The 25,992-nt window shown below is 74.6% G+C and carries 27 protein-coding genes; 16 read left to right on the forward strand and 11 right to left on the reverse strand.

All coding sequences use genetic code 11. From position 1 onward, the window contains the following. Window positions 1-8 precede the first annotated feature (8 nt). Window positions 9-440 carry a MarR family winged helix-turn-helix transcriptional regulator gene (locus ACME2J_RS09165; RefSeq protein WP_495544596.1) on the forward strand — a complete coding sequence of 144 codons (432 nt, stop codon included), beginning with the start codon at window positions 9-11 and terminating at the stop codon, window positions 438-440. A gap of 165 nt (window positions 441-605) precedes the next feature. Further along, complete coding sequence (ileS, locus tag ACME2J_RS09170) at window positions 606-3,764, forward strand: isoleucine--tRNA ligase (protein WP_495544597.1); 3,159 nt, start codon at window positions 606-608, stop codon at window positions 3,762-3,764. Here ileS and ACME2J_RS09175 read toward each other — a convergent pair. Then, window positions 3,751-4,152: a hypothetical protein gene (locus tag ACME2J_RS09175; protein WP_495544598.1), complete on the reverse strand. Its 402-nt coding sequence runs from the start codon at window positions 4,150-4,152 to the stop codon at window positions 3,751-3,753. The genes ileS and ACME2J_RS09175 overlap by 14 nt on opposite strands. An 87-nt stretch (window positions 4,153-4,239) precedes the next feature. On the opposite strand from ACME2J_RS09175, the gene ACME2J_RS09180 reads away from it, so the two are divergent. Beyond that, entirely contained in the window at window positions 4,240-4,566 is a 327-nt protein-coding gene (locus ACME2J_RS09180) for an MGMT family protein (RefSeq protein ID WP_495544599.1), read from the forward strand. A 49-nt stretch (window positions 4,567-4,615) separates the two neighbouring features. Here ACME2J_RS09180 and trxA read toward each other — a convergent pair whose 3' ends face one another. From trxA to ACME2J_RS09195, 3 genes are all read right to left on the reverse strand, one after another. Beyond that, the gene (gene trxA / locus ACME2J_RS09185; protein ID WP_495544600.1) at window positions 4,616-4,945 is read right to left on the reverse strand and encodes a thioredoxin; all 330 of its coding nucleotides are present in this window, start codon (window positions 4,943-4,945) and stop codon (window positions 4,616-4,618) included. Between the two features lie 135 nt (window positions 4,946-5,080). After that, window positions 5,081-5,782, reverse strand: coding sequence for a stage II sporulation protein M (locus tag ACME2J_RS09190; RefSeq protein WP_495544601.1), 702 nt, complete (start codon window positions 5,780-5,782; stop codon window positions 5,081-5,083). A 53-nt stretch (window positions 5,783-5,835) separates the two neighbouring features. After that, on the reverse strand, window positions 5,836-6,594 hold the full coding sequence (locus tag ACME2J_RS09195) for a polyprenol monophosphomannose synthase (RefSeq protein ID WP_495544602.1): 759 nt from the start codon (window positions 6,592-6,594) through the stop codon (window positions 5,836-5,838). Between the two features lie 26 nt (window positions 6,595-6,620). On the opposite strand from ACME2J_RS09195, the gene polX reads away from it, so the two are divergent. After that, complete coding sequence (gene polX / locus ACME2J_RS09200; protein WP_495544603.1) at window positions 6,621-8,366, forward strand: DNA polymerase/3'-5' exonuclease PolX; 1,746 nt, start codon at window positions 6,621-6,623, stop codon at window positions 8,364-8,366. A 36-nt stretch (window positions 8,367-8,402) separates the two neighbouring features. Here polX and ACME2J_RS09205 read toward each other — a convergent pair whose 3' ends face one another. Then, the gene (locus ACME2J_RS09205; RefSeq protein ID WP_495544604.1) at window positions 8,403-9,461 is read right to left on the reverse strand and encodes a glycosyltransferase; all 1,059 of its coding nucleotides are present in this window, start codon (window positions 9,459-9,461) and stop codon (window positions 8,403-8,405) included. 410 nt (window positions 9,462-9,871) lie between these two features. Between ACME2J_RS09205 and ACME2J_RS09210 the strand changes: the two genes are divergently transcribed. The 4 genes from ACME2J_RS09210 to ACME2J_RS09225 are packed head-to-tail and all read left to right on the forward strand — an operon-like array spanning window position 9,872 to window position 12,589. Next, a complete protein-coding gene (locus tag ACME2J_RS09210) occupies window positions 9,872-10,078 on the forward strand; it encodes a hypothetical protein (RefSeq protein ID WP_495544605.1) in 207 nt (68 codons plus the stop codon). A 23-nt stretch (window positions 10,079-10,101) separates the two neighbouring features. Next, complete coding sequence (locus ACME2J_RS09215) at window positions 10,102-10,749, forward strand: response regulator (RefSeq protein ID WP_495544606.1); 648 nt, start codon at window positions 10,102-10,104, stop codon at window positions 10,747-10,749. Then, entirely contained in the window at window positions 10,746-12,011 is a 1,266-nt protein-coding gene (locus ACME2J_RS09220; protein WP_495544607.1) for a sensor histidine kinase, read from the forward strand. The genes ACME2J_RS09215 and ACME2J_RS09220 overlap by 4 nt, the downstream gene beginning before the upstream one ends. 50 nt (window positions 12,012-12,061) lie before the next feature. Then, on the forward strand, window positions 12,062-12,589 hold the full coding sequence (locus ACME2J_RS09225; RefSeq protein WP_495544608.1) for a response regulator: 528 nt from the start codon (window positions 12,062-12,064) through the stop codon (window positions 12,587-12,589). Here the strand turns inward: ACME2J_RS09225 and ACME2J_RS09230 are convergent. The 3 genes from ACME2J_RS09230 to otsB form a co-directional block, all read right to left on the reverse strand. After that, the gene (locus ACME2J_RS09230; protein WP_495544609.1) at window positions 12,586-13,827 is read right to left on the reverse strand and encodes a hemolysin family protein; all 1,242 of its coding nucleotides are present in this window, start codon (window positions 13,825-13,827) and stop codon (window positions 12,586-12,588) included. The two genes, ACME2J_RS09225 and ACME2J_RS09230, sit on opposite strands and share 4 nt — an antisense overlap. Before the next feature lie 127 nt (window positions 13,828-13,954). Continuing rightward, window positions 13,955-14,473 carry a hypothetical protein gene (locus ACME2J_RS09235; RefSeq protein WP_495544610.1) on the reverse strand — a complete coding sequence of 173 codons (519 nt, stop codon included), beginning with the start codon at window positions 14,471-14,473 and terminating at the stop codon, window positions 13,955-13,957. Further along, window positions 14,470-15,294, reverse strand: a complete 825-nt coding sequence (otsB, locus tag ACME2J_RS09240; RefSeq protein ID WP_495544611.1) for a trehalose-phosphatase — start codon at window positions 15,292-15,294, stop codon at window positions 14,470-14,472. The genes ACME2J_RS09235 and otsB overlap by 4 nt, the downstream gene beginning before the upstream one ends. Window positions 15,295-15,312: 18 nt before the next feature. On the opposite strand from otsB, the gene ACME2J_RS09245 reads away from it, so the two are divergent. Genes ACME2J_RS09245 through ACME2J_RS09260 form a run of 4 tightly spaced genes read left to right on the forward strand, consistent with a single transcriptional unit; the run spans window position 15,313 to window position 17,240 of the window. After that, window positions 15,313-15,675 carry a sulfite exporter TauE/SafE family protein gene (locus tag ACME2J_RS09245; protein ID WP_495544612.1) on the forward strand — a complete coding sequence of 121 codons (363 nt, stop codon included), beginning with the start codon at window positions 15,313-15,315 and terminating at the stop codon, window positions 15,673-15,675. Beyond that, on the forward strand, window positions 15,672-16,055 hold the full coding sequence (locus ACME2J_RS09250; protein WP_495544613.1) for a sulfite exporter TauE/SafE family protein: 384 nt from the start codon (window positions 15,672-15,674) through the stop codon (window positions 16,053-16,055). The genes ACME2J_RS09245 and ACME2J_RS09250 overlap by 4 nt, the downstream gene beginning before the upstream one ends. 7 nt (window positions 16,056-16,062) lie before the next feature. After that, window positions 16,063-16,827 (forward strand): class I SAM-dependent methyltransferase, encoded by a 765-nt coding sequence (locus ACME2J_RS09255; protein ID WP_495544614.1) that lies wholly within the window; start codon window positions 16,063-16,065, stop codon window positions 16,825-16,827. Then, window positions 16,824-17,240 (forward strand): acyl-CoA thioesterase, encoded by a 417-nt coding sequence (locus ACME2J_RS09260; protein WP_495544615.1) that lies wholly within the window; start codon window positions 16,824-16,826, stop codon window positions 17,238-17,240. The genes ACME2J_RS09255 and ACME2J_RS09260 overlap by 4 nt, the downstream gene beginning before the upstream one ends. A 3-nt stretch (window positions 17,241-17,243) precedes the next feature. On the opposite strand, the gene ACME2J_RS09265 is transcribed toward ACME2J_RS09260, so the two are convergent. Both ACME2J_RS09265 and ACME2J_RS09270 read right to left on the reverse strand, forming a co-directional pair. After that, window positions 17,244-17,774: a glycine cleavage system transcriptional repressor gene (locus ACME2J_RS09265; protein ID WP_495544616.1), complete on the reverse strand. Its 531-nt coding sequence runs from the start codon at window positions 17,772-17,774 to the stop codon at window positions 17,244-17,246. A gap of 37 nt (window positions 17,775-17,811) precedes the next feature. Beyond that, a complete protein-coding gene (locus tag ACME2J_RS09270) occupies window positions 17,812-18,768 on the reverse strand; it encodes an HD domain-containing protein (protein WP_495544617.1) in 957 nt (318 codons plus the stop codon). 25 nt (window positions 18,769-18,793) lie between these two features. Between ACME2J_RS09270 and ACME2J_RS09275 the strand changes: the two genes are divergently transcribed. Next, window positions 18,794-19,690 carry a PAC2 family protein gene (locus tag ACME2J_RS09275; protein ID WP_495544618.1) on the forward strand — a complete coding sequence of 299 codons (897 nt, stop codon included), beginning with the start codon at window positions 18,794-18,796 and terminating at the stop codon, window positions 19,688-19,690. A gap of 3 nt (window positions 19,691-19,693) precedes the next feature. On the opposite strand, the gene ACME2J_RS09280 is transcribed toward ACME2J_RS09275, so the two are convergent. Next, complete coding sequence (locus tag ACME2J_RS09280; RefSeq protein ID WP_495544619.1) at window positions 19,694-22,924, reverse strand: ATP-dependent helicase; 3,231 nt, start codon at window positions 22,922-22,924, stop codon at window positions 19,694-19,696. Window positions 22,925-22,943: 19 nt separating this feature from the next. On the opposite strand from ACME2J_RS09280, the gene ACME2J_RS09285 reads away from it, so the two are divergent. The 3 genes from ACME2J_RS09285 (at window position 22,944) to ACME2J_RS09295 (ending at window position 25,832) form a co-directional block, all read left to right on the forward strand. Then, on the forward strand, window positions 22,944-23,825 hold the full coding sequence (locus tag ACME2J_RS09285) for an inositol monophosphatase family protein (RefSeq protein ID WP_495544620.1): 882 nt from the start codon (window positions 22,944-22,946) through the stop codon (window positions 23,823-23,825). A 3-nt stretch (window positions 23,826-23,828) separates the two neighbouring features. Further along, window positions 23,829-24,872 carry a zinc-dependent metalloprotease gene (locus ACME2J_RS09290; protein WP_495544621.1) on the forward strand — a complete coding sequence of 348 codons (1,044 nt, stop codon included), beginning with the start codon at window positions 23,829-23,831 and terminating at the stop codon, window positions 24,870-24,872. Window positions 24,873-25,094: 222 nt separating this feature from the next. After that, a complete protein-coding gene (locus tag ACME2J_RS09295; RefSeq protein WP_495544622.1) occupies window positions 25,095-25,832 on the forward strand; it encodes an OmpH/Skp family outer membrane protein in 738 nt (245 codons plus the stop codon). Window positions 25,833-25,992: the final 160 nt, after the last annotated feature.

Below are 25,992 nucleotides of genomic sequence, written 5' to 3' on the forward strand. Positions count from 1 at the left end.
TCGCGCGCGTGCAGCTCGTCCCGGGCAACCCGCTCGCCCATCGCGTCCTCGACAGCCTCGTGAGGGCGGAGGCGAGCGTCCGGCGCCGGCTCTCCTGCGAGCTCGACAGGGAGGGCCTCTCCGCCTCGGGCTTCTCGGTGCTCGTCCTCCTCGCGTCGGCCGGCGGCGAGCTCGAGCTCCGCGAGCTCCGCTCCCGCCTGCGGACGTCGAAGGCGAACGCGACCGAGGTCGTCTCGACGCTCGAGGCGCGCGGGCTCGTCGAGCGCCGCCGCCTCGCGACGGACCGCCGCGCCGCCAGCGTCACGCTCACCGCCGGCGGCCAGGCGCTCGTCGACCGCATCTTCCCCGACCACACGCAGCGCGTCTCGGCGGCGTTCAGCGTGCTCGACGAGGCGGAGATGCGGAGTCTCGAAGCCATCTGCCGCAAGCTCGCCGCCTGACCGCGCCTCGCCGTCGCTGGCGGCGTCCTCGCCGCCTCGCGTGCGAAGCACGCCACGGCGGCCCGCGCTTTTCATCTCGACAGCCGCCGTTGGCGCGCAAGATGAAGACTCCCGGCCGGGCGGGGAGGGGCGCGGACTCGGCGCGCTTGCGAGAATCACGCGTCCATGGCGCGCCGTCCGGTCGATCCGTCCCAGTCGTTCCCCGCGCTCGAGGAGGCGATCCTCGAGCGGTGGAAGGAGCGCGACGTCTTCCGGGAGTCGCTGAGGCGGCGCGAGGGCTCCCCCCAGTGGATCTTCTACGAGGGGCCGCCGACGGCGAACGGCCGGCCCGGCTCGCACCACGTCCTCAGCCGCGTCTTCAAGGACGTCTTCCCGCGCTTCAAGACCATGCGCGGCTACCACGTGCCGCGCAAGGGCGGGTGGGACTGCCACGGCCTCCCCGTCGAGATCGCCGTCGAGCAGGAGCTCGGCATCAGCTCGAAGCAGGAGATCGAGGAGTACGGCATCGCGGAGTTCAACGCGAAGTGCCGCGAGTCGGTCTTCACGTTCCTCGAGGACTGGGACGCGCTCACCGAGCGGATCGGCTTCTGGATCGACCTCGACGACGCCTACCGGACGCTCGACGACTCCTACGTCGAGTCGGTGTGGTGGGCGCTCGCCGAGATCTGGAAGAAGGGCCTCCTCTACGAGGGCCACCGGGTCGTCCCGTACTGCCCGCGCTGCGGCACCGCGCTCTCGAGCCACGAGGTCGCGCTCGGCTACGAGGACGTCGTCGACCCGTCGGTCTACGTCCGCTTCCCGCTCGCCGCGGCACACCCCGGTCTCCAGGACGGCGACGTCCTCCTCGGCTGGACGACGACCCCGTGGACGCTCCCGAGCAACGCCGCCCTCGCCGTCGACCCCGAGCTCACCTACGTCCGCGCGACGCGCTCCGGCGACGACGCGGTCTACGTCCTCGCCGCCGACCTGCGCGAGCGCGTCCTCGGCGAGGAGTCGCAGATCGTCGAGAGCCTGCCCGGCCGCGAGCTCGTGGGCGCGCGCTACGTGCCGCCGTTCGACTTCATCGCGAGCGAGGAGTGGGGCGAGCGCGCCCACACCGTCCTCGAGGGCGACTTCGTCACGGCGACGGACGGCACCGGCATCGTCCACACCGCGATCGCCTTCGGCGAGGACGACTACCGGCTCGGCACGGGCGCGGGGCTGAACGTCGTCAACCCGGTCCGTCTCGACGGGACGTTCGACGAGCGCATCACCGGCTTCACGGGGCGCTTCGTCAAGGAGGCCGACCGGGATCTCGTCGCCGACCTCGAGTCGCGCGGCAAGCTCCTGCGCGCCGAGGAGTACGAGCACGCCTACCCGCACTGCTGGCGCTGCCAGACGCCGCTCCTCTACTACGCGAAGCCCTCGTGGTACATCGCGACGTCGCAGATCCGCGACGACCTCCTCGCCGCGAACGAGGCGATCTCCTGGTACCCGTCGCACATCAAGCACGGGCGCTTCGGCAACTGGCTCGAGAGCAACGTCGACTGGGCCCTGTCGCGCGAGCGCTACTGGGGGACGCCGCTGCCGGTCTGGCGCTGCGAGAACGACCCGTCGCACGTCCACGCGGTCGGCTCCTTCGCCGAGCTGCAGGAGCGCAGCGGGCAGGAGCTCACCGACCCGCACCGCCCGTTCGTCGACGACGTCGGCTTCCCGTGCCCGCACTGCGACGGCCGGATGGCGCGCGTCCCGGAGGTCATCGACGTCTGGTTCGACTCCGGCGCCATGCCCTTCGCCCAGCAGCACGCGCCGTTCGAGGGCCAGGAGGGCGCCGACGAGATCGCGCCGGTCGCCCAGTACATCTGCGAGGCGATCGACCAGACCCGCGGCTGGTTCTACTCCATGCTCGCCGTCTCGACGCTCCTCTTCGACCGCGCGTCCTACGAGAACGTCGTCTGCCTCGGCCTCATCCTCGACGAGGAGGGGCACAAGATGTCGAAGTCGCGCGGGAACATCGTCGTCCCGTGGGACGTCCTCTCCGAGCACGGCGCCGACGCGTTCCGCTGGTACTTCTTCACCGCGAAGCAGCCGTGGGACGGCTACCGCTTCTCGATCGAGGCGATCGGCGAGGGCGTCCGCCTCTTCTTGCGGCAGCTGTGGAACACCTACGCGTTCCTCGCCCTCTACGAGGACACGGCCGACGGCGCCGACGCCGCCGCGAGCGCGCCGCCCGTCGCCGAGCGGGGCGACCTCGACCGCTGGATCCTCTCGCGCCTCACCGCGACGATCGAGGAGGCGACGAGGCGCCTCGACGACTTCGACGTCACGTTCGCCGGCCGCGCGATCCAGACGTTCGTCGACGACCTCTCGAACTGGTACGTCCGCCGCTCGCGCCGGCGCTTCTGGGACGGCGACCCGGCGGCGTTCGCGACGCTGAAGGAGTGCCTCGTCACCGTCGCGAAGCTCCTCGCGCCCTTCACGCCGTTCGTCGCCGACGAGATCTACGACAACCTCGACGGCTCCGAGCCGTCCGTCCACCTCTGCGACTGGCCGGCGGCCTCCGACCACGGCCGGCCGCGCGATCTCGGGCTCGAGGTCGCGATGGCGACCGCGCGCGAGACCGTCCGGCTCGGCCTCGCGGCGCGCGGCCAGGCGAAGGTGAAGATCCGCCAGCCGCTCCGCGAGGCCGTCATCGTCGCCGCCGGGCGCGAGCGCGAGGCGATCGAGACTCTCGGCGAGGTCGTCCGCGACGAGCTCAACGTGAAGGCGCTGCGATTCGTGAGCGAGGCCGACGAGCTCGGCTCCTACGAGCTGAAGGCGAACTACCGCAGCCTCGGGCCGCGGTTCGGCAAGGACATGCCGCAGGTCGCCTCGGCGATCGCGGGCCTCGACGCCGGCCACGTCGCCGCCGCGTTCCGCGAGGGCCGGCCGGTCGGCGTCAGCGTCGGCGGGCAGGACCACACGCTCGGGGAGGACGACCTCATCCTCGCCCTCCAGCCGCTCGAGGGCTACCAGCTCGAGCGCGAGGGGTCGCACGCGGTCGCGCTCGACCTCCAGATCGACGAGGAGCTGCGGCGCGAGGGTCTCGCCCGCGAGATCGTCCGCGCCGTGCAGAACGCCCGCAAGGACGCCGGCCTCGAGGTCGAGGACCGGATCGCGCTCGCGCTCGCGGGGGACGACGAGCTCCTCTCGGTCGCGCGCGAGCACGAGGCGACGATCGCCGGCGAGGTCCTCGCGACGAGCGTCGCCTACGGCGAGGCCGGGGCCGGCGCAGGGGCGAACGGCGGCGTCGCCGAGGCGCGCATCGAGGGCGCGACCCTCGTCATCGGCGTCACGCGGACCTGACCGGCGGCGCGGCGGCTGCTCGGTCTCGGGCGTCCGCCGCCTCGCGCGCGGCGAGGACGCCGAGCGCTGCGAAGAGCACGGCGCCCCCGGCGCCGAGGACCGTCGCGGTCGTCGACATCGTGCCGCGTCGCGTCTCCTGCAGTCCTGCGATCGCGTCGATCGCGTCGACCGTCGCGCCGATGGCCGCGGCCGGCAGCGCCGCTTGGGCCGGGGCGAGAAGCAGCGTCCCCGCGAGCGCGAGCTCGCGTGCGCCGAAGAGCCGGGCGATGAACCGGTCGGAGCGGTCGGGGTCGATGCCGAAGAGCCGCGTGGTGTGGTCGGGAGCGATCCAGCTTCCGAGTCCGACGCAGGCGCGGGCGACGCCGAGGGAGGTGCGGGCAGAGGTCATTGCGCGACGGTAGTCCGGCGAGGGAGGGACGTCGATGACCTCCGAGGTAAGGGGGAGAGCTCGCGGCCTCCCGGCCTCATGTGGGGCATGGACACCATCACCGCACCGCAGTTCGACCCCGAGCGCCTCCCCGCCGTCGTCGCGAGCATCCCGCCGGGTCGCTGGATGAGCTACGCCGACGTCGCCCGCGCGGCGGGCGGCGACCAGATGCACGCCCGCTCGCTCAACCAGCGCTTCGTCCGGCACGGGATCGAGGGCGCGCACCGCGTCCTCAAGGCGGACGGTCGGATCGCGCCGACCGCGCTCGGCGACCCCGAGGCCGTCCGCGCGCGGCTCGAGACGGAGGGGGTCGCGTTCGACCCGACGGGGAGGGCGGACCCGCAGGCGCGGATCCGCCCGGACGCGGAGGCGTAGCTCCGCGCGGCGGCGCCCGGGCCGACCCGGGCGCCGCGACGCTCGGGCGCTACGCCGCGAGCGCGGGCTCGAGCTCGGCCTCGAGGCGCTTCTTCGGCTGCGCGCCGACGATCTTCTTCACCGGCTGGCCGGCCTTGAAGACGATCATCGTCGGGATCGACATGACGCCGAAGCTCGCCGCCGTCTGCGGGTTCTCGTCGATGTTGAGCTTCACGATGCGAAGATCGTCACGCTCGCTCGCGATCTCCTCGAGGACCGGGGCGACGACCCGGCACGGCCCGCACCACGGGGCCCAGAAGTCGACGAGGACGGGGAGGTCGGACTCGATGACCTCGGCCTGGAAGTTCGTGTCGGTGACGTCGGTGAGCGTGCCGGCCATGTCGTGGCTCCTTCGGGGTCGGTCGTGGCCCTCGACGAGGGCACTTCACAAAGTATAGCGCCCTCGTGGAAGATGCCGAACGCGAACGAGCGCTCGTCCGAGCGTACCCGGCCGAGGGGCGGCGGAACCTCCCGCTCAGCCGCGGAGCGCGAGGATGACGTCGGGGCTGACGTAGACCTCGACGAACGCGCTCGCGATGAGGACCGGGATCGCGATGCCGACGGTGACGAACGTCGCGGCGAGCAGCTCGTGCCAGTCGTCGCGACGGCTCGCGACGATCCAGGCGGCGAGCGGGAGGAAGAGCGACACGAGCTCGGGGATCGCGTGCGGGAGGAGTCCGACGACGAGCAGCCCGGAGTGCATCCCGCCCTGGTCGGCGAGCGTCCGGGCCGCGCCGCCGAGGACGTAGGCCTGCGTGAGCAGCGAGAAGAGCGTCGCCGCGGTGACGAAGAGGATCGCCATCGGCCCGGCCTTGTCGTGGATCCAGCGCCACACGCCCTTGTAGCGCTGGGCCTCGAGCGGGAGCGAGCTGCCCGCGATGAACCCCGCGACGCACGCGAAGCCGTGGAGGGCGAGGACGAGCGCGTTGCGCTTGAGGACCTCGACGACCGCGCCCGGCGAGGACGGCTCGGTGAGGCCCGGGAACGAGATCGGCGTCGGGTCGGGCCGCGAGAAGGCGGCGACGACGACGACCGCCCAGAGGAGCGCGGCGGTGATCACCGCGGATCCGAGGAGCCATCGCCGCAGGACGGGCCAGGGGTCCTCCCGCCATCGCGAGAGCGTCCCCCGGGTGTCCTTGATCCCCTGGAGGAGGACGAAGTCGTCGGCGCGCGGCATCCCGCGGTCCATCGGCCGGCTCCGCGGGGGTCTTGAGCCGGAGCCCGCGCAGCTCAGCGCTTCGTCGTGAGATGGGCGCCGACCTGCCGCCGCCGACGGCGCAGCTGCGGCACGAGCCAGACCGCCTCGGCGGCGATCCGCCAGCTCATCTTCGACTGCCCGTGCTCGCGGTCGCGGAAGGTGATCGGCACCTCGACGACGCGGAACCCCGCCTGGACGGCCCGGTCGGTGAGCTCGACCTGGAACGCGTAGCCGTGGGACCGCACCGTCGGGAGGTCGATCGAGCGCAGCACCTCGGCGCGGAAGCACTTGAACCCGCCGGTGAGGTCGCGCACGTCGAGGCCCAGCACCCGCCGGGCGTACCAGGAGCCGCCGCGGCTCACGAAGCGCCGCAGCGCGCCCCAGTCCTCGACGCGCCCGCCGTCGACGTACCGCGATCCGAGCGCGACGTCCGCGCCGCCGTCGCGGACCACGGTGAGCAGGCGGGCGAGGTCCCCGGGGTCGTGGCTGAAGTCGGCGTCCATCTCGAAGACGTACCCGGCGCCGTGCTCGAGCGCGTGCGCGAAGCCCGCGAGATAGGCCGGTCCGAGCCCGGCCCGCTCGGTGCGATGGAGCACCTCGACGGCGTCGTGCGCGGCGGCGAGACGGTCGGCGATGTCGCCCGTCCCGTCGGGGGAGCCGTCGTCGACGACGAGGATGCGATGCCCCTCGGGGGCGCAGCGCTCGAGGACCGCGAGCGCGGCGCCGACGATGCGCTCGACGTTCTCGGCCTCGTTGAACGTCGGCAGCACGAGCCAGGGGACGCTCGACATGAGCCGCGTAGGCTAGTGCGCCGGAGATGAGCGTGACCCCCGATCCGACGAACAGCGAGATCGCCGCGGCCTTCGACGAGCTCGGCGACCTCTACGAGCTCGACGGCGCGATCGTCCACCGCGTCGCCGCGTACCGCAACGCCGCGAAGGCGGTGCGCGAGGCCTCGACCTCCGTCGCGGCGCGGGCGCGCGAGGGGAGCGTCACGCAGATCAAGGGGATCGGCAAGACGCTCGAGGAGAAGATCCTCGCGCTGCTGGAGACCGGGGACATCCCGGCCGCCGTGAAGCTCCGCGAGAAGTTCCCTGCGGGCCTCGTCGAGATGACGCGGCTCCCCGGCCTGGGGCCGAAGCGGGCGCGCACGCTCTACGACGAGCTCGGGATCGACTCGATCGCCGCGCTCCAGGCGGCGGCGGAGGCGCAGCGGCTGCGGACCGTGAAGGGCTTCGGCCCGAAGTTCGAGACGACCGTCCTCGAGGCGATCGCGGCGCTCCCCGAGCCCGGCCGCGCGGAGAAGCGCGCACGGGTGCCGCTCCACCGAGCGCTCGCCGTCGCCGAGGGGATCGTCGGCCCGCTCCGCGAGCACCCCGCGAGCGAGCGGGTCGTCCTCGCCGGCTCGGCTCGGCGCCGCGCCGACAGCGTGAAGGACCTCGACGTCATCGCGACGGCGACCGATCCGCGCGCGCTCGTCGAGGCGTTCTGCTCGCTCGACGCGCTCGAGTCCTCGTCGGGGACGGGAGACGCGGGCGCGCGCGGCGTCACCCACAACGGCCTGTCGGTCGACCTGCGGATCGTCGCCCCCGACCAGTTCGGCAACCTGCTCCAGCACTTCACCGGCAGCAAGGAGCACAACGTCGCGCTCCGCGAGCACGCCGTGAAGCGCGGCCTCCACGTGAGCGAGTACGGCGTCCTCGACGACGAGACCGGCGAGACCCTGCGCTGCGCGACGGAGGAGGACGTCTACGAGCGGCTCGGGCTCACGTGGGTCCCGCCGGAGCTGCGCGAGAACCGCGGGGAGGTGGCCGAGGGGTTCGTCGCGCCGGAGCTCGTGACGCTCGACGACCTCCGCGGCGACCTCCACTGCCACACGGTCGCGAGCGACGGGCGGCAGACGATCGAGGAGATGGCGCGCGCCGCGCTCGACGAGGGCCACGAGTACCTCGCGATCACCGACCACTCGGCGACGCACGGCTTCGGCAACGACGTCCCGCCGGACGAGCTGCTGCGCCACGCCGAGCGCGTCCGCGAGGTGAGCGACCGCATCGACGGCATCTCGCTCCTCGCCGGGAGCGAGGTGAACATCCTCACCGACGGGTCGCTCGACTACTCCGACGAGGTCCTCTCCGAGCTCGACTGGGTCGTCGCGTCGGTCCACACGTCGTTCCAGATGTCCTCGTCGGACATGACGGCCCGCGTCGTCCGCGCCATCGAGCACCCGCTCGTCGACGTCATCGGGCATCCGACCGGCCGGCTCATCGAGCGCCGTGCGCCGTACGCGCTCGACAGCGACGCGGTCATCGAGGCCGCGGCCCGGACCGGCACGTTCCTCGAGATCAACGCGAACCCGAACCGGCGCGACCTCGACGACGTCCGCGCCCGCGCGGCGGCGCAGGCGGGCGTGAAGCTCGTCATCAGCTCCGACGCGCACGGCGCCGAGACGCTCGCCTACCTCCGCTACGGCGTGAGCACCGCCCGCCGCGCCTGGCTCACCCCGGACGACGTGGCGAACACGCGCCCCTTGGGCGACCTGCTCGCCCTCCGCCGCGGCCGCTGACCACCGACCAGCGCGCCGAACCGGATTCCTGCGGCGCTATGACGCCGCAGGAATCCGGTTCGGCGCGTCGAGGAGGGCCGGGAGGACCTGCTCGGCCACGATCGCGTCGATCGTCGCGCGGCGGTGCGGCGCGATCGCCGCGAGCGTCCGGGCGGTGACGTCCGCGGGCGGGTCGTCGAGCGCGGCGCGCAGCGCGGAGGCGAGCGCCGCGGGCGGGGCGCCGTCCGGGACGACCCAGCGCGGCTCGACGGCCCGGGCGGCCTCGAGCGCGACCGACGGCCCCGGCGCGGCCGTCGTCACGAGCGCGCAGCCGTCGGCGAGCGCCTCGAGCTGGGCGACCCCGTGGTCCTCGCGCCGCGGCGCGGTGACGTAGGCGCGCGCGTGCCGCAGCAGCGCGCGGTACTCCCGCGTGGGGAGGAGCGGCCGGACCTCGACGCCGGCGGGCACCTCCTCGAGCCCCGCGCGACCGGCGGCCGCCGCGACCTGCGCCGCGTCCACGCCGCACACGACGAGCCGCTCGTCGGCCCTCCGTGCCCGCGCCCACGCCGCGAGGACGCGGTCGAGGCCCTTCTTCTCCCAGTTCGACGCGTACGTCACCGCGGCGACGTCGCGGTGCGTCCAGTCGGGGACGTTCGAGGCCGACGGCTCGACTGGGATGCCGACGACGACGGCGCGGGCGTGCGGCTCGGGCGTCTCCTCGAGCGTCGCCTCCGACTGCGGGATCAGCAGCGTCGCCTCCCGCAGCCGCCGGCGCTCGAGCGGGCGCTGCCAGATGCCGTGGCGACCCGGCCGGTTGGCCGCCGCCGGCGCGTCGTAGCGGATCGCGCCGATGCGGGGCCAGAGCAGGGCCGCGGTCACCGTCGAGTAGACGACCGACCGGGGATCGTGGCTGCGGATCCCGCGCTGCGCAGCCTCGCGGGCCGCGCGCGCCCACACGAGATCGGTGAGCGCGAAGGTGCGGACCTCGCCGGGCGGCTTCGCCCGCGCGACCGCGACCGTCGCGCCGCCGTGCCGCAGCGCATCCGCGAACGCGTCCTCGGCGGACCTGAGGCCCGCGGTCGATCCGAGACCGACGAGAAGGACGTCGACGCCCACGCCGGGATCGTGTCACGGCCGGGCCTCGTGCGGGCGCCCGTCGCCGCCTGTCGACGGGCCCGTCGATCTGGCCGCGCCGATCGGAGGACCGCCGATCGGCGATCCCTCCTCACCGCGAGGGTCGACCATCGGCGGATGGGCGGACGCGGCCCCTGGCCCCATGATCCGGCCATGTCGTCGAACACGCCGCGCGACCCCGCACATCGGACGACGGTCCGCCTGCACCCCACCGCCGGCCTCGGGCCGTGCGGGACACCGGGTGCGACCCGAGCGGGCGGGCAGCGGCGGCGTTCGGACGACCGGGCGAAGGGCGAGCCGCGCGAGGCGCACGCGGCCGGGGAGGCTGGCCGCGTCGCGGCCTCCGCGGCGATCGCGGTGCCGCGTGCGCTCGCCCTCGGCGGAGCGAGGCGATGACCCGCCCGGCGGAACACGTCCCGAACCGCGGTGGCGGACGCAACCGGCGGCGCGACGACGACGGGGAGATCTCGGTCGCCGACCTCGTCGCCGGTGATCGCGCGATCGCGACCCTGCGCCTGAAGGGCTCCCTGGCGGAGCCGCCGGCCGTCCTGCGCGTGCGGCGCCTGCAGACGCACAGTCCTCCCGACGAGGCCGCGTGACGCTCGCCGACTACCCTCCGGTCATGACCAGAGGCTCCTCGCGCGTTCGGGTCGTCGTCGCCGAGGACCACCCGCTCTTCCGCGAGGCCGTCGTCCGCGCGATCAAGGCGCGGCCGGACTTCGAGCTCGTCGCCGAGGCGGCCGACGGGCAGGCGGCGCTCGACGCGATCCGGGAGCACGTCCCGGAGGTCGCGGTCCTCGACGCGAAGATGCCGCTCCTCGACGGCCTCAGGGTGCTGAACGCGGTCCGGCGCGACGAGCTGCCGACGCGCGTGGTCATCCTCTCGGCGTTCCTCGACGGCGCGATGGCGTTCGAGGCCGTCGCGGGTGGCGCGGCCGCCTTCCTCTCGAAGGACGCGGACCGCGATCGCATCAACGACACGGTCGCCGCCGTCAGCCGGGGCGAGACGATCATCGACCCCGACATCCAGGCCGGCCTCGCCGAGGAGATCCGGGCCCGGGGCGGGAAGGACCGGCCGGGGCTCTCGCCGCGCGAGCGCGAGATCCTCGTCCACATCGCGGCGGGCCGCAGCGCGCCCGAGATCGGGAAGCTGCTCCACCTCTCCCCGGCGACGGTGAAGAGCCACCTCGGCGCCCTGTACGAGAAGCTCGGGGTGTCCGATCGCGCAGCGGCGGTCGCCGAGGCGATGCGGCAGGGTCTCATCGAGTGACCGCGGTCCTCGCCCGCCTGCGTCACCCCGGCGGCGTCCTCGCCGTCATCCGCCTCGCCGCCGTCCCCGTCTTCTTCGCCGCCGAGCGGCTCGTCGACCACCCGGTCGCGAACACCGAGCCGTTCGGCGTGCTCCTCCTCGTGGCAGGGGGCTACGCGATCGCGACGTTCGCGGCCGAGTGCCGCGGCCGGCCCCTCGCCTCGCACCGGGTGCTCGTCGGCGCGGACGTCCTCCTCATCACGGCGCTCGTCGCCACATCCGGCGGCCCGTTCTCGGAGCTGCGCTACGCGTACTTCCTCCTGCCGGTCGCGGCCGGCCTCCTGTTCGGCCCCGGGCCGACGGCAGCCGCCTCGTCCGCCTGCGTCGGCCTCTACGGGCTCGTCGCCGTCACGTATCCGAACGCGAGCGGGGTGCAGGACGACGCCGTCGGGTTCGAGTTCACGCAGGTCCTCTTCCTCGCCTGGATGGGGGCGGCGGCGACCCTGCTGTCCGCGCTCCTCAGGGCGCGCGCCGACGAGATCTCCGCCCTCGCGGTGAGTCGCGGGCGGCTCGTCGCCCAGGCGCTCGACGCGGAGGACCAGGCTCGCCGGCGGCTCGCCGAGTCGCTGCACGACGAGGCCCTGCAGAACCTCCTCGCGGCACGGCAGCTCCTCGAGGTCGGCGAGGAGGACTCCGCCGCGCTCGCGCTCGAGGGACTCGACGAAGGCGTCACCCAGATCCGGCAGGCCGTCTTCGACCTCCACCCGTACCTCCTCGAGCAGGTGGGTCTCCGCTCCGCGCTGCGTGCCGTCGCGGAGCGCGCGGGCCGCCGGGCGGGCTTCACCGTCGACGTCGAGGTCGATCCGGCGGCCGAGGGACCGTGGGACAGCCTTCTCTTCTCCGTCGCGCGCGAGCTCCTCTCGAACGCGGCGAAGCACAGCGCGGCCGGCCACGTCGCGGTCGGGGTGCGGGTGGAGCCCGCCGGCGTCGTGCTCACGGTCGTCGACGACGGCCGCGGCATCGACGAGCAGGCGATCCGCGTCGCCCAGATGGAGGGACACATCGGCCTCGCCTCGTGCGCCGAGCGCGCGGAGGCCGTCGGCGGGACCCTCCACGTGCGCCGGGGCGCCGAGGGCCGCGGCACCGTCGCGCGGATGACGGTCCCCCTCCCCGGCCCGCTCGACGCCCGTGCGCGCACGTCCGGCGCCGCCCCCGCCGCGGGGGAGGCCGCGGCGGCCGGCGATCGGGGGACCGTCGATCGGGCGCGCGGATCAGCCGCCTGAGGCGACGACGGGCGGTAGGCGCGGCGCGCGGCTTCGCGCACGCTCCTCTCATGCTCGACTACCCCACCACCCTCCCCGACGTCGAAGCCGACGCCGCCGACGACGACGAGATCGTCCTCGGCCGGACCGGCGCGTTGCGCGTCCTCATCGCCGACGACCATCCCCTCTTCCGCAAGGCCGTCCGCGGCGCGGTCAACCGCCAGCCCGACCTCACGGTCGTCGCCGAAGCAGTCGACGGCGTCGAGGCCCTCGACCTCATCCTCGCGCTCGCGCCCGACGTCGCGGTCCTCGACCACCGCATGCCGGGAATGACCGGCGCCGAGGTCTGCGAGGCGCTCCTCGCTCGCGACGACCGCCCCGCCACGGCGCTCCTCCTCCTCAGCGCCTTCGAGGACGAGGACATCGTGTGGGGCGCGGTCTCCTCCGGCGCCGCGGGGTACATCGGGAAGACGGCGACCCAGGCGGAGATCTGCGAGGCCGTCCGGCAGGTCGGCAGCGGCGGCATCGCGTTCACGGAGCGCGCTCGCCGCGCGGTCGCCCGCGGCTTCGACACCCATCTCGGACGCGACGGTGACTAGGCCCGCCCGTCGGCCGGCACCGGCCGCACGACCACCGCCGTGATCCGCAGGCCGTCGATCTCGGCGACCTCGAGGACGACCTCCTCGAGCACGATGCGGTCACCGACCTCCGGCCGCCGGCCGAGGCCGTCGAAGACGACGCCCGCGACGGTGTGCGCCTCACCGGCGGGCAGCTCGATGCCCGTGGTCTCGGTGAAGTCGTCGACCGTCATGGAGCCGGCGACCTGGACCGCGCCGCCGCCCAGCGGCGTGATCGTGGCGTCGGGGAGGTCGAACTCGTCCTCGATCTCCCCGACCAGCTCCTCCAGGACGTCCTCGACGGAGACGACGCCGACGCTCGTCCCGTACTCGTCGGCGACGAGCGCGAGATGGGCGCGGCTCTCGCGCAGCTCGCGCAGCAGCGCGCCGAGGTCCTTCGTCCCGGGGACGACGAGGATCTCGCGCGCGAGATCGCCGACCGTCGACGGCGCGCCGTCGCGGGCGGCGGTGACGAGCTCGCGGAAGTGCACGACCCCCCGCACCTGGGCGAGCGAGCCGTCGGCCACCGGGTAGCGCGCGTAGGGCTCGTCGATCACCCTGGCGAGCGCCGCCTCGACGCTCGACGACGCGTCGAGCCAGAAGACGTCGGGCGCCGGCACCATCACGTCGCGGACCTCGCGGCCCGCGAAGTCGAAGACGTTGTGGAGCAGCTCCTCCTGCGCGGTCGGGATGACACCCGCTCCCTCCGCCTCGTCGACGAGCGCCCGCAGCTCCTCCGCGGTGCGGACCGTGTCCCCGGCCGTCACCTCGCGCACGCCGAGCGGTCGCAGCACGACGGTCGCCGATCGCTCGAGCACCCACACCGCCGGGCGTAGGAGGCGGGAGAGCATCTCGATCGGCCGGGCGACGAGGACCGCGAGCGTCTCCGCCTTCTGCAGGGTCACGGCCTTCGGGACGAGCTCCCCGAGGACGACCGAGAGGTAGGTGACGGTCGCGAAGCCGATGAGGAAGCCGAGCCATCCCGGCACCGACTCGCCGAGCAGGTCCCGGACGACGGGCTCGCCGAGCGCGCCGAGGAGGATCCCGATCGCGGTGATGCCGACCTGGACGGTCGAGATGACGCGCACGGGTTCATCCATGAGGCGCAGGGCCGCGGCGGAGCCGCGGCTCTCCCGCGCCGCGATCGCCCCGCGCCGGGCGGTGACCACCGCGTACTCGCCGATGACGAAGAAGGCGTTCAGCGCGACGAGAACGAACACGGCGAGCAGCCGCAGGGCCTCGTCCGTCGACTGAATGTACTGCGCGCCGCACGGCTCCCTCTCCCTCTGACGAAACTCACGCCAGGGGTGAGCTTCGTCAGGGCGGGTGGGTGATCCGGTGCGGCGGCTACCCCGGTGAGGTGAGCCGCTCGCGGCGGAAGCCCGGCATCCGCAGGAGGCGGATCGGGCGCAGGGGCGATGTCCGGTCGACGAAGAACGTCACGCCGTCGCGCTCCTCGATCGCGAGGACCGCGCGGTGCTGGTGGCGCCACGAGAGCGCCCACACGATGCCGAAGCCCGCGGCGATCGCCGGGACCTGGACCCACACGAGCCCGAGCCCGCCGGCGATGAGCGTGGGGACGAGGAGCGGCCAGAGGCGGTTGAGGATGACCATCCCCGGCCGGTGCTCGGGCATCATCGTCGCGGGCTTCGCCTCGGCGAGGACGCGCGCGATCGGCGGGCTCGTCTCGTGATGGCGCCCGACCCACGTCCCGATGCCCGCGGCGACGGACCACCACGCCGCGGCGATCCACACGATCGTCGCGTCGCCGTCGACCGTCGCCGCGCCGAGCGTGAGGAGCGCGAGCGCGGTCGCAGCGGCCGCGCTGAGGAGGATCCCCGTCCGGAGGAGGTCGACGAACCTCACGCCGCCGTCGCGAGGAGCTCGAGGAGGCGGCGGACGCCGCCGGGACCGTCGACGAGGACGTCGGACTCCTCCGCGATCTCCTGCGGCGTCTCGTCCGAGCCGACGCCGACGCACACCGCGTGCGCGATGACGCCGTCGGCGGCGGCGCCGCGCAGCGCGCGGAACGCGTCGAGATCGGTGCGGTCGTCGCCCGCGTACATCGCGGCGTCGACGTCGGCGTTCTCGAGGAGCTTGCGGATCGCGGCCCCCTTGTCCGGCTGGGCCGGGGCGCGGACCTCGAGGACCTTCCGGCCCCAGTGGGTCGCGAGCCCCGCCGCCTCGGCGTCGGAGGCCACGGTCCTCACGGCCGCCTCCGCCGCCTCCTCGTCGGGGACGCCTCGCCAGTGGAACGCGCGGATCGTGCCCTTGTCCTCCTCGCGGATCCGCAGCCGCCGCAGGTCGCCCTCGTCGTAGGCGGCCCGCGCGAAGCGGCGGATCTCCTCCGTGAACGGCGCGACCTCCGGGTCGATCTCGACCGTCGTCGACCCCCCGGGCAGCGTCTCCGCGCCGTGGTTGCCGACGTAGGTGATCGAGCCGATCGAGACGATCCTCCGTGCGACCGCCGCGCGGCGTCCGCTCACGCACGCGACGAGCCCGTAGCGCTTCGCGACCTCGATGAGCGGCATCCGCGTCGGGTCGGGCACGTGCGCGTCGTCCGCGTGGCGGACGATCGGCGCGAGCGTGCCGTCGACGTCGAGGAGGACGCCCGCGCGCTCGGGCGCGTCGAGGAGCGGCGCGAGCGCGGATCGCAGCTCGTCGATCGAGGCGGGACCGGTGGGCACGCGCCTAGTATGCCCCGCATGGACCGCCGCCGATCGTCGGGTCTCGTGGCGATCGGCACGCTCGCGGGACTCTTCAGCGGTCTGTTCGGGGTCGGCGGCGGGACCGTCATCGTCCCCCTCCTCATCCTCTGGCTCGGCTTCGGCGAGCGCGAGGCGACCGGGACGTCGCTCGCCGCGATCATCGTCATCGCCGCCGTCGCCGCGGCGACCCAGGGCCTCTACGGCAACGTGCAGCTCGCCGAGGGGCTGCTCGTCGGCGTCCCCGCGATCGGCGGAGTGCTCGTGGGGACGTGGCTGCAGCAGCGCATCCCCCCGCAGCTCGTGTCGCGCCTCTTCGCCCTCCTCCTCGTCGCCGTCGCGATCGACCTCATCATCGGATGATCGTCGGCGCGATCCTCATCGGCCTCGCGGCCGGCCTCGTCGCCGGCATGCTCGGCATCGGCGGCGGTGCCCTCTTCGTGCCGGGGCTCGTCCTCTTCCTCGGGCTCTCGCACGTCGAGGCCGAGGCGACCTCGCTGCTCGCCATCGTGCCGGTGGCGCTCGTCGGCGCCTGGCGCCAGAACCGCTACGGCAACCTCCGGGTGCGCGAGGGCCTCACCGTCGGCGTCGTCGCGATCCCCGGCGCGATCCTCGGCGTCGTGCTCGTCAACGCCCTCCCGGAGCGGGTCATCGAGGTCGCCTTCGCCGGCCTCCTCCTCTTCGTCGCCTGGCAGCTCGCGCGCCCGCGGCCCGCGCCCGACCCCGACGAGGGGCTACCGTGAGGTCCGCGTGACAGGACCCGTGCCCGATCTCCAGCGCTTCTACGACGACTGCTACGCCGGTGCGGCGACCGCCGCCGAGGGCGAGCGGTCGCGCCGGTGGCGCCTCCTCAGCGCCGCTCCGAAGGCCGACCACGTCATCCGCCTGTGCGACCGCGGCGGCCTCGCGCCGCGCACGATCGCGGACGTCGGATGCGGCGACGGCGCGATGCTCGCCGAGCTCGCGCGGCGGGGCTTCGGCGCGTCGCGTGTCGGCTACGAGCTCTCGCGCACCGCTGTCGAGATCGCGCGCGACCAGCCCGGGATCGACGAGGTGCACGCGTTCGACGGCGAGCACCTGCCCGCCGAGGACGGCTCCTACGACCTCGGCGTCCTCTCGCACGTGCTCGAGCACGTCCCCGACCCGGCGGCGACGCTGCGCGAGACCGCGCGCGCCTGCCGCGCCGTCGTCCTCGAGGTGCCGCTCGAGGCGAACCTCTCGGCGGGCCGGCCCGCCAAGCGGGCGCACGCCGAGGAGATCGGCCACCTCCACCGCTTCGACCGCGCCGCCGTCGACCGCTTCGTCGCCGACGCAGGCATGCGGGTCGTCGCGCGGCTCAGCGACCCGCTGCCGCGTGCCGTGCACACCTACTGGGCGCAGACGCCGCGCGGCCGCGCTGCCGGGACCGCGAAGTGGGCGGCGCGTCGCGCTCTCACGCTCGTCCCCGCCGTCGGGGAGCGCCTCATCACGGTCCACCACGCCGCGCTCGTCCTCCCCGCGGAGGCGGCCGCGTGAGCGCGTTCGTCCACCGCCTGCGCGTCCGCTACCACGAGTGCGACGCCCAGGGGCACGTCTTCAACGCGAACTTCGTCGCCTACGTCGACGTCGCGCTCACCGAGCTGTGGCGCGAGGCCTTCGGGAGCTACGACGCGATGCTCGACGAGCACGGCGTCGACCTCGTCGTGGGTGAGGTGACGATCCGGTACGTCCGGCCTGTGCGGTTCGACGACGAGCTCGACGTCGGCCTCACGATCACCCGCCTCGGGACGACGGGCATGACGACCGCGATCGAGATGCGCGTCGGCGGCGAGGTGACGACCGAGGGGACGATCCGCCACGTCTTCGTCACGGCGCGGACCGCGGAGAAGACGCCGATCCCCGAGGCCGTCCGCCGCCGCCTCGAGACCTACGCGGCGCTCGAGGTCTGAGGCTCAGGCCTCGTCGAGCTCGCGCAGCTCGACCTCGAGCCCGCGCTCGCCGCCGACGGCGCGCAGCGCGTCGGTGAGCATGTCGGCATCGACCGACGCCGGGATCGCGACCTCGAGCATGACGACGGAGAGGTCGCTGCCGTCGTCGGGGATCCGGCTCGCCTGCAGGTCGCAGACCCGCACGCCGTGGCGGGCGAGCTGGTGCGTCACCGCGTGGATGATCCCCGGGTGGTCCGACCCGGTCGCCGTCACGACGTGGGTCACCTCGGGCGCGGCGATCGAGGCGCCGGCCGGCAGGGCGTCGACGCGCACCGCGACGAGCCCGAGGTCCTCGGCGACCGAGGTGAGGTCGCGCCGCAGGTCCTCGACGTCGAGGCCGTCCGGGGCGTCGATGACGAGGGCGACGCTCACGTGGCCGGCGAGGACGGACGCGCGCGCGTCGGCGATCTCCCCGCGGTGGGCGGCGACCACCCCGGTCACCGCCGCGAGGACGTTCGGACGGTCGGGGCCGATGGCGGTGACGGCGAGCTGCACGACCAGGGACGCTACGGCATTCCGGCGCGGCGTCCGGTCATGGTGTCTGAGCGGGACGTCCCCCGCCGCCGCCGTCGAGGCCGTGCTCGAGCGCGCCCTTCACCGACGCGTCGAGCGCGTTGAGGCGGGCGAGGGCGAGGGCCTCGGGGGAGCCGAACCGCCGGCCCGGTGCGGCGTCGGGCCCGTGGTGGGTGAGGACGCAGTGCGCGAGCGCGAGGCGCCGGGCGTCGTCGAGCGCGCCGATCGCCGCCGCGCGTCGCTCGATGATCCGCAGCCCGAGCTCGACGTGGCCGAGGAGACGGCCCGCGTCGCTGAGCCCGATCTCGGCCCCGTAGGTGAACTCCTCCGTCTTGCCGATGTCGTGAACGATCGCCGCCGTGAGGAGGAGGTCGCTGTTGAGGCGCGGGTGGAGCTGGCAGGACTCGAGCGCGAGCGTGGCGACGGCGACCGTGTGCTCGAGGAGCCCGCCGAGGTACGCGTGGTGCCCGGCGCGCGTGCACGGCGCCCGCCGCCAGGCTCGCCGCAGGACCTCGTCGGCGAGCATCGCGTCGAGCAGGGCCCGGTACCCGCGGTCGTGGACCTCCGAGGCGAGGTGCTCGAGGAAGCCGTCGAGCTCGTCGAGGTCGCGGTAGGCGACGGGGAGGAACGCGGCGGGGTCGGCGTCGGCGGCCTCGGCCCGCGCGATGCGCTCGACGTCGAGCTGCAGCTCGTCCCGGAACCGCTCGGCGCGGCCGCGGACGCGGACGAGGTCGCCGCGCTCGAAGCCGGCGGCGAGGCGGTCGGCGTCGCGGAAGACGCGCGCGGGGATCGCCGCGGTCCGGTCGCGCAGCTCGAGGGCGAGGTACGGGGTGCCCGATCGCGCGAGGAGGCGGTCCTTGCGCGTGCACGCGAGGACGAGCTCGACGACGTCGCCGGGACGCAGGGCGGCGACGGTCGGCGTCGCGGACCCGGGGGCGGGCGCCGCGTCGGGCGGGGTGACCGGTGCTTCGGGCACGAACCCATGATGTACCGTGGCCCGGATGCCCTCCCTCAACTGGGATCACCGCCCCGACGGCCTCCGCGCCCCCGCTCTCGTGTGCGCGTTCTCGGGGTGGAACGACGCGGGCGACGCCGCGACGGCGGCGCTGCAGTTCGTCGGCTCGTCGCTCGGCGCGAGCCGCTTCGCGTCGATCGACGCCGAGGACTTCTTCGACTTCCAGGCGAGCCGCCCGAAGATCCAGCTCGTCGAGGGCCTCACGCGCGAGATCGTCTGGCCCGAGGTGGAGCTCTTCGCCGCCCGCGTGCCCCGCGCGCCCCGCGACCTCGTCCTCCTCCACGGCCCCGAGCCGTCGATGCGCTGGCGCACCTTCTGCCAGGAGATCATCGACGTCGCCGAGGCGATCGGCGTCCAGCTCGTCGTCACCCTCGGCTCGCTCCTCGCCGACGTGCCGCACACGCGCCCCGTGTCGATCACCGGCATCGCCTCCGACCCCGGGCTCGTCGACCGCCTCGACCTGCGGTCCTCGAGCTACGAGGGGCCGACCGGGATCACGGGCGTCCTGCACACCGCCTGCGCGCGGGCCGGCCTCCCCAGCGCGTCGCTGTGGGCGGCGGTCCCCCACTACGTCGCCGCGGCGCCGAACCCGAAGGCGGCGCTCGCGCTCACCCGCAAGCTCGAGGGCCTCGTCGGCGTCTCGGTCGACGCGAGCGAGCTCGAGGAGGCCGCGGGGGACTACGAGCGCCAGGTGTCGCTCGCCGTCCAGAGCGATCCCGAGGTCCAGGCGTTCGTCGAGCGGCTCGAGCAGGCCGCCGAGGAGGAGTCGGAGGCGGAGGGCTCCGGCGACCTCCCGTCCGGCGACGTCCTCGCCCGCGAGTTCCAGCGCTTCCTCCGCCAGCGGGGCCCGGACGACGGCCCCGGCGGGTCCGGCCGCGGCTGACGCCTAGCGCTCCGCCGCCGGGCACGCGATGCGGTAGTCGCACATCGCGCACGCCGAGTAGCTCGGCGTCGGCTCGAAGCCCTGGCCCTGGATGCCCTCGGCCACCTCGTCGACCGTCTCGGTGAGCCACTCGGGGTCGAGCGCCTCGGGCGGGACCGCGACCTTCTCGTCGTCGAGGACGTAGTGGTAGGAGCCGGCCGCGCTGTCGAGGTCCCACGCCTCGCGAGCGCCGATCGCGTAGAGGGAGAGCTGGACGTCGTCGCGGAGCTGCGCGGCGGTCTTCGGCCGGCCGGTCTTGTAGTCGATGAGCTCGTAGCCGCCGTCCGGCAGCCGGTCGACCCGGTCGACGCGGCCCCGCAGGACGTGCGGGCCGAGGCGGAACTGGAAGCCGCGCTCGAACCACATCGGCTCGCTGCGCTCCTCGAGGAAGCGCTCGTGGTAGCGGTGGAGGGCCGTGACGGCCTTCGCGCGCAGCTGGCGCTCGTGCTCGCTGTCGCCGAACCCGCTGCGCCGCCACCCCGCGTCGAGGAGGTCGAGGAGGTCGTCGAGCTCGCGCAGCCCCTGGACGTGGAAGCGCTCGAGGACCTGGTGGACGACGATGCCGAACCGCTGGTTGAGCGTCGGCTCCTGCGGGATGCGGAAGACGCGGGCGAACTTGTACTTGAGCGGACACGTCCGGTACGTGTCGATGTCGGACGCGCTGAGGACGAGGCCCTCCCCGCGGCGCGGGAGGAACGCCTCGAGCGACGGCTCCTCCCGGGCCGCGGTCGCGGCGGCGCGGGCCCGCGCGTCGCGCTCGGCGCCGAGGATGAAGTCGTCGAGCGGGCTCGTGAGGAAGATCTCGCGCTGCTGCGCCGTCGCGGCCTGGAGGACGCGGGCGTTGGCGTCCGGCAGCGCGTCGGCGACCGAGAGCCCGGCCGGGCGCGCCATGAGCGCGCCGAGCTTGAGCAGCTCGAGGTAGCGGACGGCCCCGTGCGCGACGTCGAGGTCGGTGTCGAGCCGCATCTCGCCGAGCGCGCCGCCGATCTTCGGGACGCTCTCGAGCAGCTCGTCGCGGAGCGCCCGGTACGTGCTGTGGAGCGCCTCGTCGGGCCCGAAGAGCTCCTCCTCGCGGTCCTCCCAGCCCGCGCCGAGCGCCGCCCGCGCCTCCTCGGCGAACGGCGACGGCGCCTGCGGATCCCCGCGCTCGCCCGTCGCCGCGTACGCGAGGACGAGCCCCTCCCGGGCGCGCGTGAGCGCGACGTGGAGGAGCCGCCGCATCGCGGCGACGTGATCGGCGTGGGCGTCGCGGTGCGCGGTCCGCACGTCGGGGCCGGCCTCGTCGGCCGCGCGCAGCCGCAGCGCGTCGGGCACCGGAGCGACGACGGTGCGGCGCCCGCCGGGCCACCGGGAGGAGTGGAGCCCGAGCACGAACGCGTGGTCGACCTCGAGGTCCTTCGCGGCGTGGACCGCGAGGACGGACACCGCCCCGGCCCGGCCGCGCGCCGCGTGCTCGGCGGCGGCCGCCCTGTCCTCCTCGTCGAAGAGCCCGGGGGCCCCGGCATCGGCGACCGCGGCGAGGTAGCGGCCGAACTCGCGTGCCGTCGCGTGCGGGGCCCGGCGGGTGTACGCGGCCGCCATCTCGCCCAGCCGCGCGAGCTGGCGCAGCCGCTCGGCGACGTCCGCCTGCGCGGAGAAGAGCTGCTGGCGGCGGAGACCGAGCCGGTCGATGAGGCGGTGGACGAAGAGGTCGGGCCTCGTCGTGTCGAGCGCCGCCGCGGCGGCGCGATGGAGGGAGAGGAACGCCTGGATCCGGTCGCGCGCCTCCGGGGGGAGCTGCGGGGACTCGGTCGCGGCGACGAGCGCCTGCACCATGTCGACCTTCCGCCGGCGCGAGATCTGGACGCACCGCGCGACGTCGATCGAGCGCAGGTCGACGGGCGGCCGGGCGATCGCGCGCACGACCGCGGCGGCGTCCCCGGGGTCGACGAGGAGCCGCAGCCACGCGAGGACGTCCCGCACCTCGGCGTGCTGGAAGAAGGCCGCGGCGCCGACGAGCCGGTAGCGGACGGCGCGCTCCTCGAGCGCGACGGCGACCGCCTGCCCCTCGTTGCGGACGCTGCGGACGAGGACGGCGATGCGCTCCGGCGGCGTCCCGGCCCGGATGAGCCGCTCGATCTCGGCGGCCGTCCCCTGCGCCTGCGCGCGCTCGTTCTCGCAGCGCCAGAAGCGCACGCTGCCGCCCTCGTCGCCCTGGAGCGGCTTCGCGATGCGCCCGGGCGCCGGCCCGACGACCGCCGCGCCCGCGCGCAGGACGCGGTCGCGCCCGCGGTGGACGCGCTCGAGCACGATCGTCTCGAGGCCCGGATGGCGCTCCTCGAGCGCGGCGAGCGTGCGACCGGCGAGGCGTCCGCCGGCGCGGACGGCCTGGTCGTCGTCACCGGCGACGACGAGCGAGGCGCCCCCGGCGGGGTCCGAGAGGAGCGCCACGAGCTCGGTGTGGGCGGGGGCGAGGTCCTGGTACTCGTCGACGAGGACGTGGGGCCGGCGCGCGATGACGCGCGCCCGGACGTCGGGGCGGTCGCGGAGCAGCCGGTGGGCGCGGAGCACGAGGTCGCCGTCGTCGATCGCGCCGCGTTCGGCGAGGAGGCGGTCGTGGACGGCGTAGAAGCTCGCGAACTCGCGCTCGCGCTCGGTGCGCGGGTCCTCGCCCGGCAGCGTGGCGGCCCAGTCGGCGACGTCCTGCGGGCCGGCGAGCTCGTCCTTGAGCGCGTCGATGCGGTCGATGAGCCGCGCGAGGACGTTGGCGGGGTTGCCGCCCAGGTCGTGGTGGCGGAGCGGGAGGTCGTCGATGCGCTCGAGGAGGAGCGCGAGCCGGTCCGCCGTGGAGGCGGGGAGCGCGAAGGGGTCGAGCCCGACCTCGGCGGCCTCCTCGCGGAGGATGCGGCCCGCGTGCCCGGGGACGGTGCCGACCGCGAGGTCGGCGAACGCCCGGGCGCCGAGCGCGCTCTCGATCCTCAGGCGCAGCTCGTCCGCCGCGCCGCTCGTGAGGGTGAGCACGACGATCTCGTCGGGCGAGACGCCCTCGGCGACGAGGGCCGCGACCCGCGCGACGAGCGTGCGGGTCTTCCCGGTCCCCGCGCCGCCGACGACGCGCAGCGGTCCTCCGCGGTGCGCGACGGCGCGCCGCTGGGCGGCGGTGAGCCCGGCGTCGGCCTCGGGGCCCGGCGCATGGGGGTGGGGCGGGACGTCCACCGGTCTAGAGTAGAGGCGGATGACTCCTCCGACCGACGCCGCCGACGCGGTCCTCCGTCACGACTGGCTCGAGGTCTCCCGCCGGGCGCGCGCCGGGCTCGAATCCGTCCTGCGCGAGCACCCGACGAGCGCCGAGCGCGTCGTCGAGACCGGGGAGCGCGGCGAGGGCGGCGACCGCACGCTCGTCATCGACGCGGCGGCCGAGGACCACGTCTTCCGGGCGCTCGAGGCCCTCCATGACGAGGCGGGCGCCACGTTCACCGTCGTGAGCGAGGAGCGCGGGATCGTCGACTACGGCGCGGGCGGCGGCCCGCCCTTCGTCGTGGTCGACCCGATCGACGGCTCGATGAACGCGAAGCGGGGGATGCCCCACCACGCGATCTCGATCGCGGTCGCCGACGGCCCGACGATGGCCGACGTCGTCTTCGGCTACGTCTACGACCTCGGCCCGGGCGAGGAGTGGCACGCCGTCCGGGGCGGTGGCGCCTTCCTCGACGGCCGGCGCATCGTCGACCCGCCGCCGGAGCGGACGGTCGAGGACGGCCGGCTCGAGCTCGTCGCGGTCGAGTCCGCGCACCCGTGGTGGCTGCGGCAGTCCTCGGACGCCCTCCTCGAGCACGTCCACCGCATCCGCGCGGTGGGCTCGATCGCGATCTCGATGTGCCAGGTGGCGCTCACGCGGGTCGACGGGATGGCGACGCTGTGGAAGTCGCGCGCGGTCGACTCGGCGGCCGCGCAGCTCATCGTGCGCGAGAGCGGCGGGGTCGTCGCGTTCCCGGGGTACGACGACCCCCTCGGCGCTCCGCTCACCGACCTCGAGGCGATCGCCCCCGTCGTCGCAGCGCGCTCCGCCGCCTCGCTCGATCGCCTCCTCGCGCTGCCGGCGCCCGAGGAGGGCTGAGGCATGGCGACGCTCGACCGACGCGTCGCGGGGCTCGTCGGGCGAGCGCTGTCCGGGGACGGGACGGGCGCCCCGGAGAGCCCGCCTCCGGTCGACCTCATCGGCGTCTGCGACGCCGCGGCGGAGCGGATCGCCGACTACGCCCGCATGGAGCCGGTCGAGGACCTCCCGTCCCCCGAGTGGATCGGGCGCGGGACCTGGATCGACATGAACGTCGAGACCCTCGCCCCGGTCATCGAGCCGGGCCTCTCGCGCGCGGGCGACGCGCTCGGCCCGCTCTCCGGCGTCGCCGGCGCCGCGGTCGGCACGCTCGCCGGCGCCGAGGCCGGCGTCGTCACCGGGGTCCTCGCGGGTCGCGTCCTCGGCCAGGTGGAGCCGGGTCTCATGCGGGGGCCGGACCGGCCTCCGACCCGCCTCGTCCTCGTCGCGCCGAACCTCGAGGGCGCGGCGAGGTCGATGGACGTCCCGCTCGACGACCTCGTCCGCTGGGTCTGCGCGCACGAGGTGACGCACGCCGTCCAGTTCGCCGCCGTCCCGTGGCTCCGCGGCGAGCTCGACCGCCTCGTCGCCGATCTCGTCGAGCGCCTCGAGGTCGGGATCGACCTGCGCTCGGCGCTGCGACTCCCCTCGCTCGACGACCTCGGCGCGTTCATCGGCCACATCCGCGAGGGCGACATCCTCCGCGCGGTCGCCTCGCCCGACGTCCTCGCGGTCCTCGACCGCGTCCAGGCGCTCATGACCCTCGTGGAGGGGCACGCCGAGCACGTCATGGACGAGGTCGGCGCCGACGACGTCGAGGACGTCGCGGCGCTCCGGCGGGCGATGACCGCACGGCGGGGCGAGCGCGGCGTGCTCGACACCGTCGTCGCGCGGCTCCTCGGCGTCGACGCGAAGCTCCGTCAGTACGGCGAGGGCCGGGACTTCTGCGACGCGGTCGTCGCCGCGGGGGGCCGCCGGGCGCTGCGGACGGCATGGGACTCGCCCGAGGCGGCCCCGACGCGCGACGAGATCCGCGCGCCGCAGCGCTGGCTCGACCGCGTCGGCTGATCCGGCAAGCGGGCACGGGGCCGCGCGGTCCGCCCGGGAAGGCGGCTCGTAGACGTGGCGAGCGGCCGCGGATATCCGTGAGCCGCGTCACAGATCGTCGAACGCCCGTTCCATCCTGTAACGCAGCCCGCGGCGGGGTTTACAAACAGGTGTTCGACGGGTACGCTCCCGTAGCGAACAACTTAGAGATAACTTCCTTAGCCGCCAGCAGAGGACTCCACCATGGCCGACACCACCTCCAGCACAACCGCGAAGACCGCGGCCACCAAGCGCGACACGAACGCGACGAAGCGCTCCACCGCCGCGAAGAAGGCGGCCGCGACCCGCGCGAAGAACCAGGGCGCGACGGCGCGCAAGACCGCCGCGACCAAGGCCGAGCGGGGCGCCGAGGCGAAGGCCTCCGAGGCGCGCACGACCGCCGAGAAGGTCCAGGACACGGTCGTCGAGTACGCCGAGAAGGCCGTCGTCATCCCTGTCGGCGCCGCTCTCATCGCGCGTGACACGCTCGTCGCCCGCGTCGAGGACGTCCGCGGCGCGTACGCGACCGCCGAGGCCCGCGAGAAGGAGCTCAAGGCCCGCCAGAAGAAGCTCGAGACCCAGCTGCGCAAGTTCGAGCGTCGCGGCACGACCGCGCGCAACAAGCTGCAGCGCGAGGTCAAGCGCACGCGCACGCAGGTCGAGCGCGAGCTGCGCCAGCGCCGCACCCGCCTCGAGCGCGAGGTGAAGAAGGCGCGCACGCGGCTCGAGAAGGAGCTCGACACGCGCACGGCGCCGATCGAGCGCGAGCTGAAGACCTTCCGCGCGGACGTCGAGAAGGTCGCGAAGGACCCGCGCGTGAAGAACGTCACGGCGCGCGCCGAGAACATCGGCGTCCAGGTCGAGAACATCGTGCAGTCCGGCATCACGGCGAGCACGCAGGCCGCCAGCGAGGTCCAGAAGCGGGTCGCCTCGCTCGTCTGACACCCCTTCCCCGCCGGGGCCCCGGAGAGGAGCCCCACACGGCGGTGAGTCTGTCGACCTCATATCCCGTCGACAGTCGAAGAAGCACCCTCTCCTCCCTCGGCCTCGGGCCCGTCTCCGGACGGGCCCGAGGTCTTTCCGGAGCCCTCGGTCTGCGAGA

This window comes from Paraconexibacter sp. (assembly GCF_059438195.1).